Below are 15,312 nucleotides of genomic sequence, written 5' to 3'. Positions count from 1 at the left end.
TTCCATTCAGTGTGGGTTCAAACCCTAAAGCTTCCGGCGAGTGTTACAAATTTACAAAGGAAATGCATCGAGCGTAGAGCGAAAATATATGGGTACAAATACGTCAAGGCGCGTTTGAGTGTTGGAGGATCGATGATGTTACTTTTGGGTTTTCTTTGGACAAATATCTTTCCTGGATATCATCTCACCCCATTTTTAATTCATGACAATTTTACAAAAGGGCATGCTAAAAGCGAGTTATTCACTTAAAGGAGGAAGCTTGAATGAAAAGGCTAGCTACATATTTTTTTGCAACGGTTATTGCCCTAGGGGTCTTTGGCGGCATAGGATCAGCTGTGTCAGCGGAAAAGCATGACACGAAGTGGGGAGAACGCGAATTTAAAAACAATCCGGAAATGATAAAGAAATATGCGGAAATGCTGGGAATTGATACGGAAGGCAAAGATATGGAAACGCTCAAGAAGGAAATACGTGATGTCTCCATCAAAAAGCATGCAGAAGGACTAGGTATTTCAACTGAAGGAAAAAGTTCAGATCAATTGGAAAAAGAGATTGAAACAGTTTGGGTGACAAAAATTGCACAGCAATATGGAATAAGTACTCAGGGAAAAGATATTAAAACTCTGAAGAAAGAAATCAAAGAAGTGAAGGTGAAAAAAGAAGCAGCTGAGCTGGGGATTACTAGTGAAGGAAAATCACTGAAAGAGCTCACTTACGAGGTGCGTAAGGCTCAAATCCTGAAGTATGCCAAAGAATACGGCATTCAAACGGAGGGCAGAGATCTTCGTGAGGTGGCTATGGATGTAAGAAAAACAATGATTCACAATGCGGCTCAGAAGCTAGGTGTAAACACGGATGGAAAAACCGATCAGGAGATCTTTCACGAAATCATGATCAATCATGGAGAAAAAGCAAGGGAGATGAAACTATTTCCATTTAAAGAAGAGCTTATGTTATTTCCAAAAGGTCATCCTTGAATGAAATAAGTATTTAAAATCGGTAATTATTGGAAAATCGGGAGTTTTCAAGCATTAAGATGCTCGTTTTCCGCTGTTACTGTAGAAACGGGTCACTAATCAAGAGCGTAATAGTGCCCGTTTTTTTATTGATCGTGAAACTGTAATCAAATAAAGACAAAACAGTCAAACTAGAAATATGATTGGCAACGCGTTTCGAGTAGATTTGAGGTAACAATTTTTTTACCGAATTAGTCGCTGGTTTCCAAATCGGATTGCCTTTTCAATTTGTTCATTTTCCAGTAAACTAAAGTGTGTAATACAGCCTATATAGACGGAAGGAAATGACATTGAAAGAATCATTTATTATTCGATTACCAGAAAATAACCGCGAAATTTTGCCGAATTATTACGATTACGGTGTGGCGCTGGACCGAGTTCATGGATTTATATTAAAGCAAACGGGCCTCATACTGAAAATGTATCTTGACAATGAAAATGTGGAGGAAATTTGGAATGTCCTCGAAGAGGATTTAGCTTGTGGTAAAGCAGAATTACTTTCATATATTTATGATCACGTGGAAACAGGGTGTATTGACTATGAGCAAAATGAAAATGGCTTTGTCATCAAGCCATCCATTAATAATGCCGTTTATTTTTATCCGGATTTTGAAATTGCATTGGTCAAGCTCCCCATTTTCCAAAGCTTTACAGATTATCAGCATGAGTTTATTTATGCGAAAAGCGATGATAGTCTGCTAGCATTTTTGCAATATGTTTACGATCGCCAAAAGGAAATCATGAAGGATTCCGTCAGCGTCTTCACTGACACGGAAGAAGGTGTGGAACGGGAAAAGGAGAGAGTCACTTCCCTTGTTCGCAGGGACGACGTGCTGTTGGAAGAGGGACTGAAATCGGAAATCTACCGTTCCATTGACGAATTTTTCAATGAAAGCGGCGATTTTTTTAAAACGTATAATATCCCTTATAAACGGGGTATTCTGCTTTACGGGCAGCCGGGCAATGGGAAAACAACGCTCGTGAAATCTATTGCGGGCAGTATTGATGCTCCTGTTGCTTATTGGCAGATCACGGAATATACAACGAGTTACTCCATAAAAGAGGTCTTTTCCATCGTGGCGAAGATGGCACCGATGGTTTTGGTGATTGAGGATATTGACTCCATGCCGGAATCTTCGAGATCTGTGTTCTTAAATACTTTGGACGGTGCCACTTCGAAAGAAGGAATTTTCTTAATCGGAACAACTAATTATCCAGAAAAAATCGATCCCGCTTTAATCAATCGTGCTGGCCGATTTGATCGTGCCTATGAGATCAAACGCCCGGATTTCGATCTTCGACTTCAATATCTCCTTCAAATCAAACAGATGGAACGGTTTATGTCGAAAGAGGATATTCTTTATATCGCAGAGCAGACCGAAAAGTTCTCCATTGCCCAGTTAAACGAGCTGTACACATCTGCGGCTCTTCAGTGGCATTACGACCAAGCGGTTGATATTGATAGCATCATTCGGAACCTTGAAGCAGCCAACGAAAAAACCCGCACTCAGGAGTGGGGAGAAGCTGACTATTCCAAAGTTGGGTTTGGCATATAAAACTGGCTTCAGTAAATGGGTAGAACGATATTATTTTTAAAGCCTTTGAGCAAATCGCTCAAAGGCTTTCTTAAAGGAAAAAAGTAAAACAGACATTCAAACAGTGTATGCTGCGTTCTGAATCAACTAATGCTACAAGACATGGTGTTTTCTTCGAGAGGGTTCAAGTGCATGCTTGTCTTGGAGGAAATGTTATTTATACAGTCCCCCCGTATATAGCTTTGTCAGGTTTTCAGATACTGTATTCAGATCATCTTCGATTTTTCCAAGGACAAGCTCCCACATGACCTGCTCATTCATGTAAAACCATCCCTTTGCAATTAGGGAAGCATCGAATTTTTCATTGACCAGCCCGGCTTGCTGGACAAATAAAATATCTTTTGTAATTCCTTTGATGAAGCGGGCGCGGATGTTATTCCACTTTTCTTCAACAATTGCTGAAACGCCAATTGCTTCTTTTACAATCTTCATCACTTCTTTTTCTTCCAATGCTGATTTCATGAAAAGACGGGTTTGCTCTAGAATTTGTGCGAAAGCCTCCTCTTTGGAACTGGGCTGAAAGGGAAGTGCCGCAACATCATACATTTTCTGCATGATTGTTTCCATCAATTCTGTAAACAGATCGTCTTTGTTTTTGAAATAGACGTATGCTGTTCCATAGCCTGTGTGTGCAAGCTTATTGATCTGCGTCATGGTTGCTTTTTGAAACCCTTTTTCCAAAAATACTGAACGCCCCGCATTCAACAAATTCTCCCTCGTCTGCAGTGCTTGGAGCTGTCGCTTGGACAGGTGCTCAGAACCGTCCATTCTATTTGCTCCTTCCTTGGTGTTTTATCTTATTTTACCTTGTTCAATGTCCACAGGCAATCTAGTCAATGATATAATGTCATTGACATTATATCATTGACTAGTGATAAACTATTCGGGTATAGTAAATTTATACTGAAAGTTCAAGGGGGAAGGAGTAGGTAATATGGCTGAGAAATTATCAAGAGAGTATGCCCGTCAGTTGGACGGTGAGGACGGTTTGAAGAAGTATCGAGATGAGTTTTATATCCAACCTGGAACGATCTACTTTGATGGGAATTCCTTAGGACTATTATCAAAAAGAGCGGAAGGGTCACTGCTATCCATGCTTGATTCATGGAAGGAGTTTGGAATTGACGGCTGGTTAAAGGGAGAAAATCCATGGTTTTATTTTTCAGAAAAGCTTGGTGAAAAAAGCGCTTCACTTATTGGAGCTGATCCTAAGGAAGTTATTGTAACCGGATCCACGACCGCTAATCTGCACCAGATCCTATCGACATTTTATAAGCCGAATGGAAAAAGAACGAAAATTTTAGCGGATGAATTGAATTTTCCAACGGATATATATGCAATTAAAAGCCAGCTTCGTGTTCATGGGCTGGACCCTGAAGAGCATTTGATTCAGGTGAAAAGCAGAGATGGGCAGACACTTGATGAGGATGATATCATTAAAGCCATGTCTGATGAAGTGGCAATCATTATTCTTGCGGGAGTTTTATACCGGAGTGGACAAATTTTAGATATGGAAAAGTTGACAAAAGCGGCACATGAGCGCGGCATTTTGATAGCGTTTGATTTATGTCATTCCATTGGTTCTGTTCCCCATTCTTTAAGTGAATGGAATGTGGACTTCGCTTTTTGGTGTACGTATAAACATCTAAACGGTGGACCAGGTGCGGTCGCCGGCATGTATGTAAACAAGAAACACTTTGGTATAAATCCAGGTTTGGCGGGCTGGTTCAGCTCGGATAAAAATAAGCAATTCGATATGGAGCACGAATTGACGGCGGCACCAGATGCTGGGTCGATGCAAATGGGGACTCCACACTTGCTTAGTGCTGCTCCACTGTTGGGCTCATTGTCCATGTTTGAAGAAGCAGGAATTGAAAGAATTCGGGACAAATCTTTGAAAATGACAGAATATATGATGACATTGATTGATGCAGAATTAGGTGAGTTTGATTTTATCGTGGCAAATCCTCGGGACGATGAAAAAAGAGGTGGACATATTTTCCTAGAGCATCAAGAAGCAGCAAGGATTTGCAAAGCTCTGAAGGAGAATAATATTATTCCAGATTTCCGTACGCCAAACGGAATCCGCCTGGCGCCGGTCGCACTATATAATACATTTGAGGAAGTCTGGCAGGTCGTTCAGATTTTGAAAAAAATCATGCAAAACGAAGAATACAAGAAATTTGAGAATCAACGAGATGTTGTTGCATAAACAGGAGGTGTTCCGGCTAAGCCGGACATCCCTTGCTCTTTAAATTTATTCATTTATTGAATGCGCTAACATATATCAAAAAGGAGGAGAAGACATTGTCAAAATCCATATCGGAGCTATATAAAAAACTGGAAAGCGAAAAGGGGATTCACACTGATTTCAAAAACAACATGACTTATGGAGAATATTTGAACCTGGATAAAGTTTTATCAAGTCAAAAACGGCTGTCAGACCATCATGATGAAATGCTGTTCATCGTCATCCATCAGGTGAGCGAGTTGTGGATGAAGCTGATTCTGCATGAGATGACGGCTGCTATTAAAGCGATTGATGAAGGGGAACTGCAAGCGGCTTTCAAAATGCTGTCCCGTGTATCCAAAACTCAGACTCAGATCATACAGGCCTGGGATGTGCTTTCTACATTGACTCCGGCCGAATATTTGGAGTTTCGCGATTCTCTTGGCCAAGCTTCGGGCTTTCAATCATATCAATATAGGCTGATTGAATTCGCACTTGGCTATAAATCAACCCATATATTAAAAATCTATGAGAAAGATCCTGCGGTGCATGAAGCCCTTATGCTGGCATACAATGCTCCAAGCATTTACGATGTAGCTATCAAGGCTTTGGCGCGCGCAGGCTTCGATATTAACCCGGATTTGTTGGAACGCGACTTTTCACAGGTCTATTCGGGTGATCCTACAGTAGCGGCAGCTTGGAGAGAGGTTTATCGCAATGTAGATAAATATTGGAGCCTGTATGAACTTGCGGAAAAGCTTGTTGATATCGAAGACTGGCTTCAGCAGTGGCGTTTCCGTCATATGAAAACCGTTGAAAGAATCATTGGATTTAAAATGGGTACTGGTGGATCTTCAGGTGTCAACTATTTGAAGCAAGTATTGGATCATCGATTTTTCCCTGAGCTTTGGGATTTGAGAACTGAGTTGTAGGGGCCTTTTACCGTCATCATTAGTTTTTGTGTGCTAATGATGGCTTTGGTCAAAAATTATTAGAAGGTTTAGAGGAGGGGGAGAGCAAATGGAGGAGAGAAAAGATCAATGGTCATCCAAGCTTGGCTTTATTTTGGCTTCGGCGGGTGCCGCAATTGGACTTGGCGCAATTTGGAAGTTTCCGTATGTCACTGGAATGAGCGGTGGAGGAGCCTTTTTCCTCATTTTTGTCGCATTTACTTTGCTGATTGGACTGCCACTGCTGGTTTCAGAATTTATTATTGGCCGGGGGTCAGGGTCTGAAGCCATCAGTGCATATAAAAAGCTGGCTCCTGACAGCTTTTGGGTGTGGGTCGGAAGACTAGGCGTTCTAGGTTGCTTCCTGCTGCTTTCATTTTACAGCGTTGTTGGAGGCTGGGTGTTGATTTATACAGGAAGGTCCGTTGTTGGCAAGGTGATTGGTGAAGGGGCCAATTATCCGGAATTATTCGGTTCTGTCGTTGGGAGCCCTGGGGTGACACTGCTTGGCTTACTGTTATTTTCTTTAATCAACATTTTGGTCATTTCCATGGGGGTCCAAAACGGTATTGAAAAAGCGAACAAATACATGATGCCGCTTTTGTTCATCTTTTTTATCATCTTGGTTGTACGTGCTTTGACACTTGACGGAGCGATGGAAGGAGTAAAATTTTTCCTGGCACCTGATTTCTCAAATATTACTGGTGATTCTCTGCTATATGCATTGGGACAGTCGTTCTTCTCGCTTGCAGTCGGCTTTTCTTGTATGGTGACATACAGCTCTTATTTAAAGAGAGATGTGAGTTTGACTTCTTCGGCAGGTTCTGTAGTTGGAATGAACATTTTCGTTTCTTTGCTTGCAGGCCTCGCGATTTTTCCGGTTGTCTTTGCGTTCGGTTATGAGCCGACTGAGGGGCCTGGTCTGCTGTTCATTGTATTACCTTCGGTATTTGCTCAAATGCCATTTGGCGAATTATTCCTGAGTTTATTCCTAATCTTATTTTTATTTGCCACATTGACATCATCGTTCAGTCTGTACGAAATCATTGTAGCTGCATTTACATCAAACGGGAAACGTTCCCGAAAGCCAGTCACCTGGATTTCAGGATTAGTTATCATCTTGGCGGCAATTCCTGCTGCACTATCTTCAAGCAGTCTGGCAGAATTTACGATTTTTAAAAGAAGCATCTTTGATGCAACTGACTATCTTGTCAGCAACATCATGCTGCCGTTTGGGAGCTTGCTCATCGCACTCTTCATTATCCATCGCATGGATAAGGCGCTTGTAAAAGAAGAGTTCCAGTTGAACGGATCTGGCTCAGCTGGTTTGTATTCCTTTTGGCGTATTTTGATGACATGGGTTGTGCCGATTACGATTGTCATAGTGTTTTTGAATATGCTTGGGATTATTGGACCTAACGGTACAAATTAGAAGTTTTGCTCTTTCTGATACCGTCACTCCCTGATACTTTTAAATATTGCTTCTATTTATTAAATTGTATAATTTAGTATAATAAAGTGAGAGGGTTTCCAGATATCTCCACAAAGTAGGGAAATAAGGGTTTTCACAACGAACCAGTATCCGGCAGTTGGAAAAAGATTTCCCGTTGGAGAAGGTTTCTCCGGCAATGATTAAATGAACGATTTCAATTGTTTAAGGGGAGGATTCATTATGGGAATGATTTTAAAGGAAAAAATTCAAGGGTCATCAGCTTGGAAAGGATCGGAGTTGTCCAAAGATGATTCTTGGATCTACTATCTGTCCGAAAAAACGATTGCATCACTTGAAAATGCCCTAGAGAAGGTTCAGAAAAAAGGGTTAAAAGCTCCTGATTTTACGAAAGAGGATTTTCCGATTGAAGATCTGTCTGATGAAATCTCTTACTTTGCAGAGGAGCTGGAAGATGGAAAAGGTTTCTTACTGCTTCGTGGATTGCCGATTGAAAGGTATACCGATGAAGAAGCCAGCATCATTTACTATGGACTTGGACTTCACATGGGGATACCTGTAACACAAAACGCAAAGGGAGACCTCTTAGGGCATGTTAAAAATGTAGGAGCCCTAGATACTAAAAGTGTGCGAGTTTACCAGACAAACTCACATCTTCCTTACCATTCAGATTTATCTGATGTTGTCGGACTGTTGTCACTTCGCAAGGCGAAATCAGGCGGTTTAAGCAGCCTGGCAAGCACCGCTACCCTATATAATGAGTTAATGGAAAAGCATCCGGAGTATATTGGATTGCTATACCGTCCATTTTACTTTGACCACCTGGGTGTTGAAAAATCGCAGGGCTTGTCACCGATCTTTAGTTATTATGACGGTAAATTAAGTTGTAGATATATGCGCGAGTATATCGAATCAGGACAGGAAAAGCAGGGCTTTCCACTATCGAAAGTGGAGCTGGAGGCATTTGATTTGATAGATTCCATTCTTCATGATGAAAACATTCGTATGGATATGACGCTGGAACCAGGGGATATTCAATTCGCAAACAATAACATTGTACTCCATTCACGGACTTTGTTTGAAGACTACGAAGAGCCTGAACGCAGGCGCCACTTATTAAGATTATGGTTGACAATGCCAAATAGCCGGGAGCTTGCTCCGGACTTCTCTACACGCAGTGGTATTGTGAAAAGTAAGGCAGCTGCTGCTCAGTAAGGAGAAAATAAATCAAGGAGAGAGCACCTTTTCAAAACTCTTGAAAGGTGTTCTTCCACATGGCAAAAATAGAACAAAAGCTTGCATACTTTTTTAGAATGATGGTGATCCGAGATGAAGAATAAACCATGGATTGATATTTCACAACCCTTAACTAACGATATGGCTGTTTGGCCAGGTGATACGCCGTTTACCTTCAAACTAAGTTTCACGAAAGAACAGACGGGGTCGGTCAACATCGGACAATTCACAACAAGTGCCCATACCGGTACGCATATTGATGCTCCGTACCACTTTGACGAAAATGGAGAGAAAGTTCATGAACTGGATGTCAATATCTATATCGGGGGGGCCCGGGTTGTTGATGTAACTGGTTGTGAGATGATTGGCAGAGAAGAATTGGAGCCGTTCAACTTGGATGGTGTGAAGCGGCTGCTTCTCAAAACATCAGATGGAAGGGACCTGGGGCATTTTCCTGAAAAATTTACCATTTTTCGCGAAAATATCGGTCCATTCCTTAAAGAAAAAGGAGTTCGGCTGCTTGGAACAGACGCCCCATCTGTTGATGCGGTTGACAGCAAAACGATGGATGCCCATCATTCGCTGAATGACAACGGTGTTTATATTTTGGAGAACATCGTGTTGACTGGTGTGGAACCCGGCGATTATGAATTAATTGCTTTGCCTCTTGCAATTGAGGGGGCAGATGGGAGCCCAGTAAGGGCAGTTTTGAGGCCGATTGCTTAAAATAGGAGGACATTGCTTTTAGGAGCAAGTGTCCTCCTATTTGTTTCTTTGCAAGAGTTACCTTAGTACGATTTAAGTGTTGTACTTTTTGGGATAAAAGGTGGTTAACCATTTCTGGACATTACTCTTTGTGTAAAGAAAAAATCTCATGGGATTTCACTTTATGAAACTTAGTGGGCTGTTTAATGAAACAACCTGATAAAGTTAAATAAATTATGCTTCTTTAGTCTTGAAGAAGAATGAATTGATTAATTAACGGAGTTGTTTTACATGCATACTAATACATCACCTTGGAAAATGCTGGGGTGGCTGTTACTTATCCAAATTCTAGTGGCATTTGTGGGAAGAAGTTTAGCTCCATTAGGTTTAGTTATAGGTGATGATCTGTCCTTAACGAAGGCTCAAATAGGAATGCTGCCAGCAGCCTTATTTTTGGGACAGTCATTGATTTCAATACCTGCAGGGTTGCTGGCGGATAAAATTGGATCTAGAAAACTGCTTATGGTGTTGACCATTTGCCTTGGAGCGAGCTTTCTGTTCATGTCGTTTACCACTTCTTTCATTCCACTTCTTGTGGTTGTAGTCGCAGGAGGCATTGGCTATGGCGCATCACACCCTGCCACAAATCGAGGAATTATGTTTTGGTTTCCAGCAGAAAAAAGAGGGACTGCCATGGGAATTAAGCAAATGGGGGTCACTTTTGGCTCTGCCATGGCTGCATTGTTGTTATTACCAATTGCAGGCCATTGGGGGTGGCGTCCGACCATTTTAATGGCAAGTGTTATTTTGCTTGCGGCGGGGATACTGACTTTTATTTCATACAAAGAACCTGAAGAGAAGAAAAGCAAGAATTCAGCGGATAAGAGGGGAAATACCCTTCACAATTTTAAAAACTTGTTGAAGAATAAGCCCTTGCTGTTTGTCACTTTGGGGGCACTGATTTTAAGTGGTTCGCAGATGATTTTAAACACTTATCTAGTGTTGTTTTCATATGAAAGACTTGGCATTAGTTTATTTCTGTCAGGTACATTACTGGTGGTGTCTGAAATTGGCGGATCATTTGGCAGGATTGGCTGGGGAGTGATCAGTGACCGACTATTCAAAGGTGAAAGGATCATTGTACTATTCATGATTTCCTTCATGGCCGCATGTGTATCTATTTTAGTGGCGATTTTGCCAGCGGGAACTTCGTATTGGACGATGCTTCCTATTGCTTTTCTGTTTGGTTTGAGTGTTTCAGGATTTAATGGGATTTGGATGAATGCAACAACAGAACTTGTCCCATCTAATCAGTCTGGACTCGCTACGGGATTCAGTATTACGGTCGGTTCATGGGGAGTAATCATAGGGCCGCCTTTGTTCGGATTTATCTTGGATATTACAGGATCTTTTAGGATTGGATGGTTTTTTGTGACCTTTATTATGCTCGTTGTGATGGTCTTTCTGCTTAGTGCCATGTCTGTTTTGAAAAAGGAAAACGGGAGTCATCATGTTTTTCTCAAAAAATTTATTAAAAAAACATAAAGTTTCACTATGTTAAACTCCTTGCTTGTTAATAAACTGTTTAGTCATTATATTGATGTGTAATATTTAACATTTTTTTAAAAAATGATAGCGCTTACCGAAGGGGAGGTGACATAGATCTGTATACTTTTTGATAGTGGATTCAAGTGTTAGAATTCCTAAAAGAAGAAGGAGTGATTACTATGATTGCTTCAGTTAGAAGGGCTTGTGCTATAATAAGCTGTTTTACAAGCGATGAGCCTGTTATGGGAAATGCAGAGATAGCTGAAAAGCTTGGTTTGAGCAGGAGTACTACGCATCATCTGATTACCACCCTTTGCAATGAAGGTGTATTAATGAGAGATGTTGACAGGAAATATAGATTAGGATGGAAGCTGCTGGAATGGAATAATAGCGTTATGTTTCAGCAGGAATTTTATAATAGAGCAATGCCCTTAGTAAAAGAGTTGACGAATAGATTTAAAGGTACAGCTCATATTGGTATGTTTGATCAAGGGGATGTCGTTTTTGTTTTAAGAATTTCTTCGGAGGATTCTGACTCAGTTCCTACCTATCTAGGGGCAAGAAAACCGGCGTATTGTACAAGTGCAGGCAAAGCTTTGCTTGCTTATAATGATGCCTATCTTCAGGAAACAATTGATAAAGGGCTATCACAGCAAGGGCCCAATACGATCACGGATATCAGAATACTTAAAAAAGACTTAGAGACTGTACGACAACAAGGCTATTCTGTCAGTAATAGTGAGAACGATACATGTACTTATGCAATTGCTGCTCCAATTATGTCATATTCTGGTGAAACAATTGCTTCAGTAAACTTAGTAGGACCGACAAGCTATATGAAAAGTCTTCACAGAAGTCATATCATTCAAAGTGTAGTGAACACAGCAAAGGAAATCTCACGCGAACTTGGTTATATAGAGGTAAAAAGTTCAGAGAGTGAATATTCAAAGAAATTTAAATACTCTTGAAATTATAGGTTAATTGCTACATCATGATTCACCTACATAAAAACACAAAATGAGGGGGACTTTGTTATGAAAAACTACAAAATCCGTTTGTTGAGCATGCTGATTGTGGTATTGATGTTCTTATCTGCATGTGGCAGCGGAGATTCTGAGAAAGCATCCAGCTCCAGTGGGGAAGGTGGAGAAAAAACATATAAGTTCAAGTTAGGTCATATTGCTCCGTCTGATCATATTTGGAATGAAGCAGCAGAGAAGTTGGCAGAGGAACTTGAGGAACGTTCCAATGGAAGAATGAAAATGGAACTGTATCCTGGGGGACAGCTTGGCAGCGACTCTGATATGGTTCAACAGCTGGAAGCAGGGTCTTTAGACTTTGCGTTTATTACAAACGCTTTCTTAACATCTAAATCTGATGCGTTCAGCGCATGGTTTGCGCCTTACCTTTTTAATTCTTATGAAGAAGCACTGGAAGCAAGTAAAAGTGATCAAGCAAAAAAAATTCTGGCAACGTTGGATGATCAAGGGTTAAAGGCATTGGATTACTTTTTCTCCGGTAACCGTACAATGATGTTCCGAGAAAAAGTGGAAACACCAAAGGACATGGATGGCTTAAGTCTGCGTGTAACACCAAGTCCGGCATTGGAAGACTGGTATCGCTCCCTTGGAATCAGTCCGGAATCCATCTCATTACCTGATGTTTATCAATCTGCCCAAACCGGTGTCATTGATGGAATGGATATGGATTTGGATGCAGCTATCACTTCCAATTATAACGAAGTAACCGGTTATGGAGCTCTAACCAATCATATGGTATGGCCTTCTGTCATGATCATCAATAAAGCCCTGTATGATGAAATGTCTGATGGGGACAAGAAGATTGTTGAAGAGTCCATGGCAGCCGCATCTGAATTCGCTACTATGAAACGGGCATCCCAAGAAGACGAATTTATCAAAACTCTAAAGGAAAGAGGAATGGACATCTACGAAATTGATCCTGCCTTGTTCGAAAAATATACAAAGGAATTTGACGAAAAATATAAGGCCAAAGATCCTTTGATCTCAGAGTTTATTGATACGTTCCGCAAATAGGGGAGGCTGCTTATAATGAAAACTTTAAGCAATTGGATTGAAAGGATTGAAAAAATTGTCTCAATTTCATTGATGGCTGCAATAACTCTAGTATTGTTTATTGCTGTTGTTTACCGGTATTTTTTAAACGCCCCGCTGTTCTGGGCGAATGAAGCGAGTATTTTTATGATGACTTGGCTGACTTTTCTTGGAGGAAGTTTGGGACTTAAATATAAGTCCCAAGCTTCTATTACTTTCTTGATTGACCGTTTTTCTATAAAAGGTAAAAGAATTCTCTTAATCATTACCCATATCATTATTTTGGCAGCTCTTGCTTTATTACTGTATTTAAGCTATGAGTGGGTTCTGACCCTGTCACCACAGAAATCTAGTTCCATGCGTATTCCGATGTGGATTCCATATCTGTCAGTGCCGGTGGGATTGACTTTTGCCTTTATTCATCTGTTGGATTACATAGTAGATCTGATTAAAAAAACACCGAAGAGAAGTGATGTATTATGACATTTGGCTTAATATCAACTATCATCGTTTTTATTCTGCTGTTGATCATTGGAATCCCAATTTCTCTCGTTTTGGCCATTACATCTCTTTCTTATTTATTTTTAACTGATAATCTCACATTGTTAGCGACAGTACCTCAAAAAATGTTTTCCGGGATGGATAATTTCGGACTGCTCGCCATTCCGCTTTTTATGCTGGCTGGTGAACTGATGAACTTCGGCGGGATTACAACCAGGCTTATACAATTTGCCAAAGTGTTGATAGGTCATTTTAAAGGGGGCTTAGCCTATGTTTCTATCATAGCGAATATGTTTCTTGCTTCAATACTTGGATCAGCAAATGCACAAGCGGCGATGATGAGTAAAGTAATGGTACCTGAAATGGAAAAAGAAGGGTACTCACGTGAATTTTCTTCAGCTCTTACATTGGCTTCATCTGTGGTGGCTCCAGTAATTCCACCAAGCATGCTGTTTATCATATATGGTACCTTGACAGGTGCTTCTATCGGTGATCTGTTTATAGCGGGAATCATTCCAGGAATTTTGCTGGGTGTTGGGTTTATCATTGTCATTGGCTTCATGAATGTCAAAGAGAATTTTCCAAGAAGCGAACGCGGAACATCAAAAGACATTTTCAAAAGCTTTCTGAATGTCCTGCCTGCGTTACTCATCCCATTCATTATTATATATGGTATATTAAGTGGAATTTTCACACCGACAGAATCTGCGGCTGTTGCCTGTATTATTGCTGTTATTATCGGTTTCTCCTATAAGCAGTTAAAAGCAAAGTATCTTCCAGAGATTTTACTGAACACAGTTGTTAATACGGCAACAATTACGTTTTTAATTGTGACAGCCAATTTGTTTGGGTATATCATCGCGTATGAGAGAATTCCGCAATTAATGGCTGAATCCATGTTAAGCATTTCAGAAAATCCACTTGTGTTTCTTTTACTGGTTAATATTTTATTGCTTTTGTTAGGAACGGTATTGGATGGAATTGCAGCTTTAATTATACTCGTTCCTGTTTTGGCGCCGCTTCTTGTAACCTATCAAATTGATCCTGTCCATTTCGGTGTTATCGTTACAATCAACTTAACCATCGGTTTATTAACTCCGCCGGTGGGAACAGGATTATTTATTGTTTCTTCTGTCGCAAAAGTCAAAATCGAATCTCTTGTAAAAGCCATTATGCCCTTCTTGATTACAACAATAATTATATTGATGATCATCACATATTGGGAGAGTGCTGTATTATGGCTTCCTGGTCTTTACAAGTAAATAGCCTACATATTTCTTTGCGTGATCCGACAGGGTCACTTTTTTTTGAAAAAAATCTGGATGATTTCATCATAAGGAATCCTAAGATTGAGCGTTGATAGCGTTTTCAATATATTGATAGTACAAACACCGAGATTGGAGGAAGTAAGCATATGGATGTCAGAGAGTTAAGAAATGCTTTTGGCTGTTTTGCAACCGGTGTCACAGTGGTTACATGGGTGAATAATGAAGGTCAAAGAAGAGGGATTACGGTTAATTCCTTTACTTCCGTATCTTTGGACCCGGCACTTTTGCTTGTTTCAATTGATAAAGGGACAAAAGCTTTTGAGGAATTAAAGAACAGATCATTCGTAATCAATGTTTTATCTGCAAATCAGTCAGCTTATGCCATGCAATTTGCAGGGCGTCCTCAAGAAGATTTAGTTGTGGAATGGGAAGAAGGTACAAGAGGTCCCAGATTAAAAGGTGCTTCGGCTCACTTTGAATGTTCTCCTTGGGCGGAATATGAAGGTGGTGACCATCTGTTGTTTGTAGGTAAGATTGAAGACTTTTCTCATAGTGACAATGAAGGGCTCATTTTTTACAGAGGTAGGTTTTCCGAAACGGAATATAAAGCTATGTTAGCAGGAAATTAATCTTTTTAACTTCATACAGCAGGAGTCGCCGACTTCTGTAAGTGGTGAGATGAAAGATTTCGGTATTCCATTCAGCGGGGGTCAAACCCCGTCTGAATAAAATTAAAGCTCC

14 protein-coding genes are annotated in these 15,312 nt (G+C 40.5%); 13 read left to right on the top strand and 1 reads right to left on the bottom strand.

What is annotated here, in order from left to right:
* The first annotated feature begins 263 nt into the window (after positions 1 to 263).
* Together H9631_RS15975 and H9631_RS15970 are read left to right on the top strand one after the other, a co-directional pair.
* The gene (locus tag H9631_RS15975; protein WP_191814539.1) at positions 264 to 977 is read left to right on the top strand and encodes a hypothetical protein; all 714 of its coding nucleotides are present in this window, start codon (positions 264 to 266) and stop codon (positions 975 to 977) included.
* A gap of 323 nt (positions 978 to 1,300) precedes the next feature.
* Positions 1,301 to 2,572, top strand: a complete 1,272-nt coding sequence (locus H9631_RS15970; protein WP_191814537.1) for an ATP-binding protein — start codon at positions 1,301 to 1,303, stop codon at positions 2,570 to 2,572.
* A gap of 192 nt (positions 2,573 to 2,764) precedes the next feature.
* Here the strand turns inward: H9631_RS15970 and H9631_RS15965 are convergent, their stop codons facing one another.
* Positions 2,765 to 3,379 (bottom strand): TetR/AcrR family transcriptional regulator, encoded by a 615-nt coding sequence (locus H9631_RS15965; protein ID WP_191814535.1) that lies wholly within the window; start codon positions 3,377 to 3,379, stop codon positions 2,765 to 2,767.
* Positions 3,380 to 3,545: 166 nt separating this feature from the next.
* Between H9631_RS15965 and kynU the strand changes: the two genes are divergently transcribed.
* The 11 genes from kynU (at position 3,546) to H9631_RS15910 (ending at position 15,200) form a co-directional block, all read left to right on the top strand.
* Positions 3,546 to 4,823, top strand: a complete 1,278-nt coding sequence (gene kynU, locus H9631_RS15960; protein WP_191814533.1) for a kynureninase — start codon at positions 3,546 to 3,548, stop codon at positions 4,821 to 4,823.
* Between the two features lie 170 nt (positions 4,824 to 4,993).
* Complete coding sequence (gene kynA / locus H9631_RS15955; protein ID WP_404801751.1) at positions 4,994 to 5,773, top strand: tryptophan 2,3-dioxygenase; 780 nt, start codon at positions 4,994 to 4,996, stop codon at positions 5,771 to 5,773.
* An 88-nt stretch (positions 5,774 to 5,861) separates the two neighbouring features.
* Positions 5,862 to 7,223 carry a sodium-dependent transporter gene (locus tag H9631_RS15950; RefSeq protein WP_191814529.1) on the top strand — a complete coding sequence of 454 codons (1,362 nt, stop codon included), beginning with the start codon at positions 5,862 to 5,864 and terminating at the stop codon, positions 7,221 to 7,223.
* A gap of 240 nt (positions 7,224 to 7,463) precedes the next feature.
* Positions 7,464 to 8,456 carry a TauD/TfdA family dioxygenase gene (locus tag H9631_RS15945; RefSeq protein ID WP_191814528.1) on the top strand — a complete coding sequence of 331 codons (993 nt, stop codon included), beginning with the start codon at positions 7,464 to 7,466 and terminating at the stop codon, positions 8,454 to 8,456.
* Positions 8,457 to 8,570: 114 nt separating this feature from the next.
* The gene (gene kynB, locus H9631_RS15940) at positions 8,571 to 9,203 is read left to right on the top strand and encodes an arylformamidase (protein WP_191814526.1); all 633 of its coding nucleotides are present in this window, start codon (positions 8,571 to 8,573) and stop codon (positions 9,201 to 9,203) included.
* A gap of 270 nt (positions 9,204 to 9,473) precedes the next feature.
* Complete coding sequence (locus H9631_RS15935) at positions 9,474 to 10,727, top strand: MFS transporter (protein WP_191814524.1); 1,254 nt, start codon at positions 9,474 to 9,476, stop codon at positions 10,725 to 10,727.
* A gap of 182 nt (positions 10,728 to 10,909) precedes the next feature.
* The gene (locus H9631_RS15930; RefSeq protein WP_191814522.1) at positions 10,910 to 11,698 is read left to right on the top strand and encodes an IclR family transcriptional regulator; all 789 of its coding nucleotides are present in this window, start codon (positions 10,910 to 10,912) and stop codon (positions 11,696 to 11,698) included.
* 66 nt (positions 11,699 to 11,764) lie between these two features.
* Positions 11,765 to 12,784 (top strand): TRAP transporter substrate-binding protein, encoded by a 1,020-nt coding sequence (locus tag H9631_RS15925; RefSeq protein ID WP_191814520.1) that lies wholly within the window; start codon positions 11,765 to 11,767, stop codon positions 12,782 to 12,784.
* 15 nt (positions 12,785 to 12,799) lie between these two features.
* Positions 12,800 to 13,285 (top strand): TRAP transporter small permease, encoded by a 486-nt coding sequence (locus H9631_RS15920; protein ID WP_191814518.1) that lies wholly within the window; start codon positions 12,800 to 12,802, stop codon positions 13,283 to 13,285.
* Positions 13,282 to 14,565, top strand: coding sequence for a TRAP transporter large permease (locus tag H9631_RS15915; protein WP_191814516.1), 1,284 nt, complete (start codon positions 13,282 to 13,284; stop codon positions 14,563 to 14,565). The genes H9631_RS15920 and H9631_RS15915 overlap by 4 nt, the downstream gene beginning before the upstream one ends.
* A 152-nt stretch (positions 14,566 to 14,717) precedes the next feature.
* Entirely contained in the window at positions 14,718 to 15,200 is a 483-nt protein-coding gene (locus tag H9631_RS15910) for a flavin reductase family protein (protein ID WP_191814514.1), read from the top strand.
* Positions 15,201 to 15,312: the final 112 nt, after the last annotated feature.

It is taken from the genome of Bacillus norwichensis (genome assembly GCF_014836955.1).
GTDB lineage: Bacteria > Bacillota > Bacilli > Bacillales > Bacillaceae_C > Siminovitchia > Siminovitchia norwichensis.
Note: the sequence above shows the minus strand (reverse complement) of the source record. Positions and strands in the feature narration are given on the sequence as shown.

What these genes read in the sequence shown, in the direction of transcription:
- H9631_RS15920 (WP_191814518.1), top strand. Translation starts at nt 12,800, where the DNA reads ATGAAAACTTTAAGCAATTGGATTGAAAGGATTGAAAAAATTGTCTCA.
- kynA (WP_404801751.1), top strand. Translation starts at nt 4,994, where the DNA reads ATGACTTATGGAGAATATTTGAACCTGGATAAAGTTTTATCAAGTCAA.
- H9631_RS15930 (WP_191814522.1), top strand. Translation starts at nt 10,910, where the DNA reads ATGATTGCTTCAGTTAGAAGGGCTTGTGCTATAATAAGCTGTTTTACA.
- H9631_RS15965 (WP_191814535.1), bottom strand. Translation starts at nt 3,379, where the DNA reads ATGGACGGTTCTGAGCACCTGTCCAAGCGACAGCTCCAAGCACTGCAG.
- kynU (WP_191814533.1), top strand. Translation starts at nt 3,546, where the DNA reads ATGGCTGAGAAATTATCAAGAGAGTATGCCCGTCAGTTGGACGGTGAG.
- H9631_RS15975 (WP_191814539.1), top strand. Translation starts at nt 264, where the DNA reads ATGAAAAGGCTAGCTACATATTTTTTTGCAACGGTTATTGCCCTAGGG.
- H9631_RS15945 (WP_191814528.1), top strand. Translation starts at nt 7,464, where the DNA reads ATGGGAATGATTTTAAAGGAAAAAATTCAAGGGTCATCAGCTTGGAAA.
- H9631_RS15915 (WP_191814516.1), top strand. Translation starts at nt 13,282, where the DNA reads ATGACATTTGGCTTAATATCAACTATCATCGTTTTTATTCTGCTGTTG.
- H9631_RS15950 (WP_191814529.1), top strand. Translation starts at nt 5,862, where the DNA reads ATGGAGGAGAGAAAAGATCAATGGTCATCCAAGCTTGGCTTTATTTTG.
- H9631_RS15935 (WP_191814524.1), top strand. Translation starts at nt 9,474, where the DNA reads ATGCATACTAATACATCACCTTGGAAAATGCTGGGGTGGCTGTTACTT.
- kynB (WP_191814526.1), top strand. Translation starts at nt 8,571, where the DNA reads ATGAAGAATAAACCATGGATTGATATTTCACAACCCTTAACTAACGAT.
- H9631_RS15910 (WP_191814514.1), top strand. Translation starts at nt 14,718, where the DNA reads ATGGATGTCAGAGAGTTAAGAAATGCTTTTGGCTGTTTTGCAACCGGT.
- H9631_RS15970 (WP_191814537.1), top strand. Translation starts at nt 1,301, where the DNA reads ATGACATTGAAAGAATCATTTATTATTCGATTACCAGAAAATAACCGC.
- H9631_RS15925 (WP_191814520.1), top strand. Translation starts at nt 11,765, where the DNA reads ATGAAAAACTACAAAATCCGTTTGTTGAGCATGCTGATTGTGGTATTG.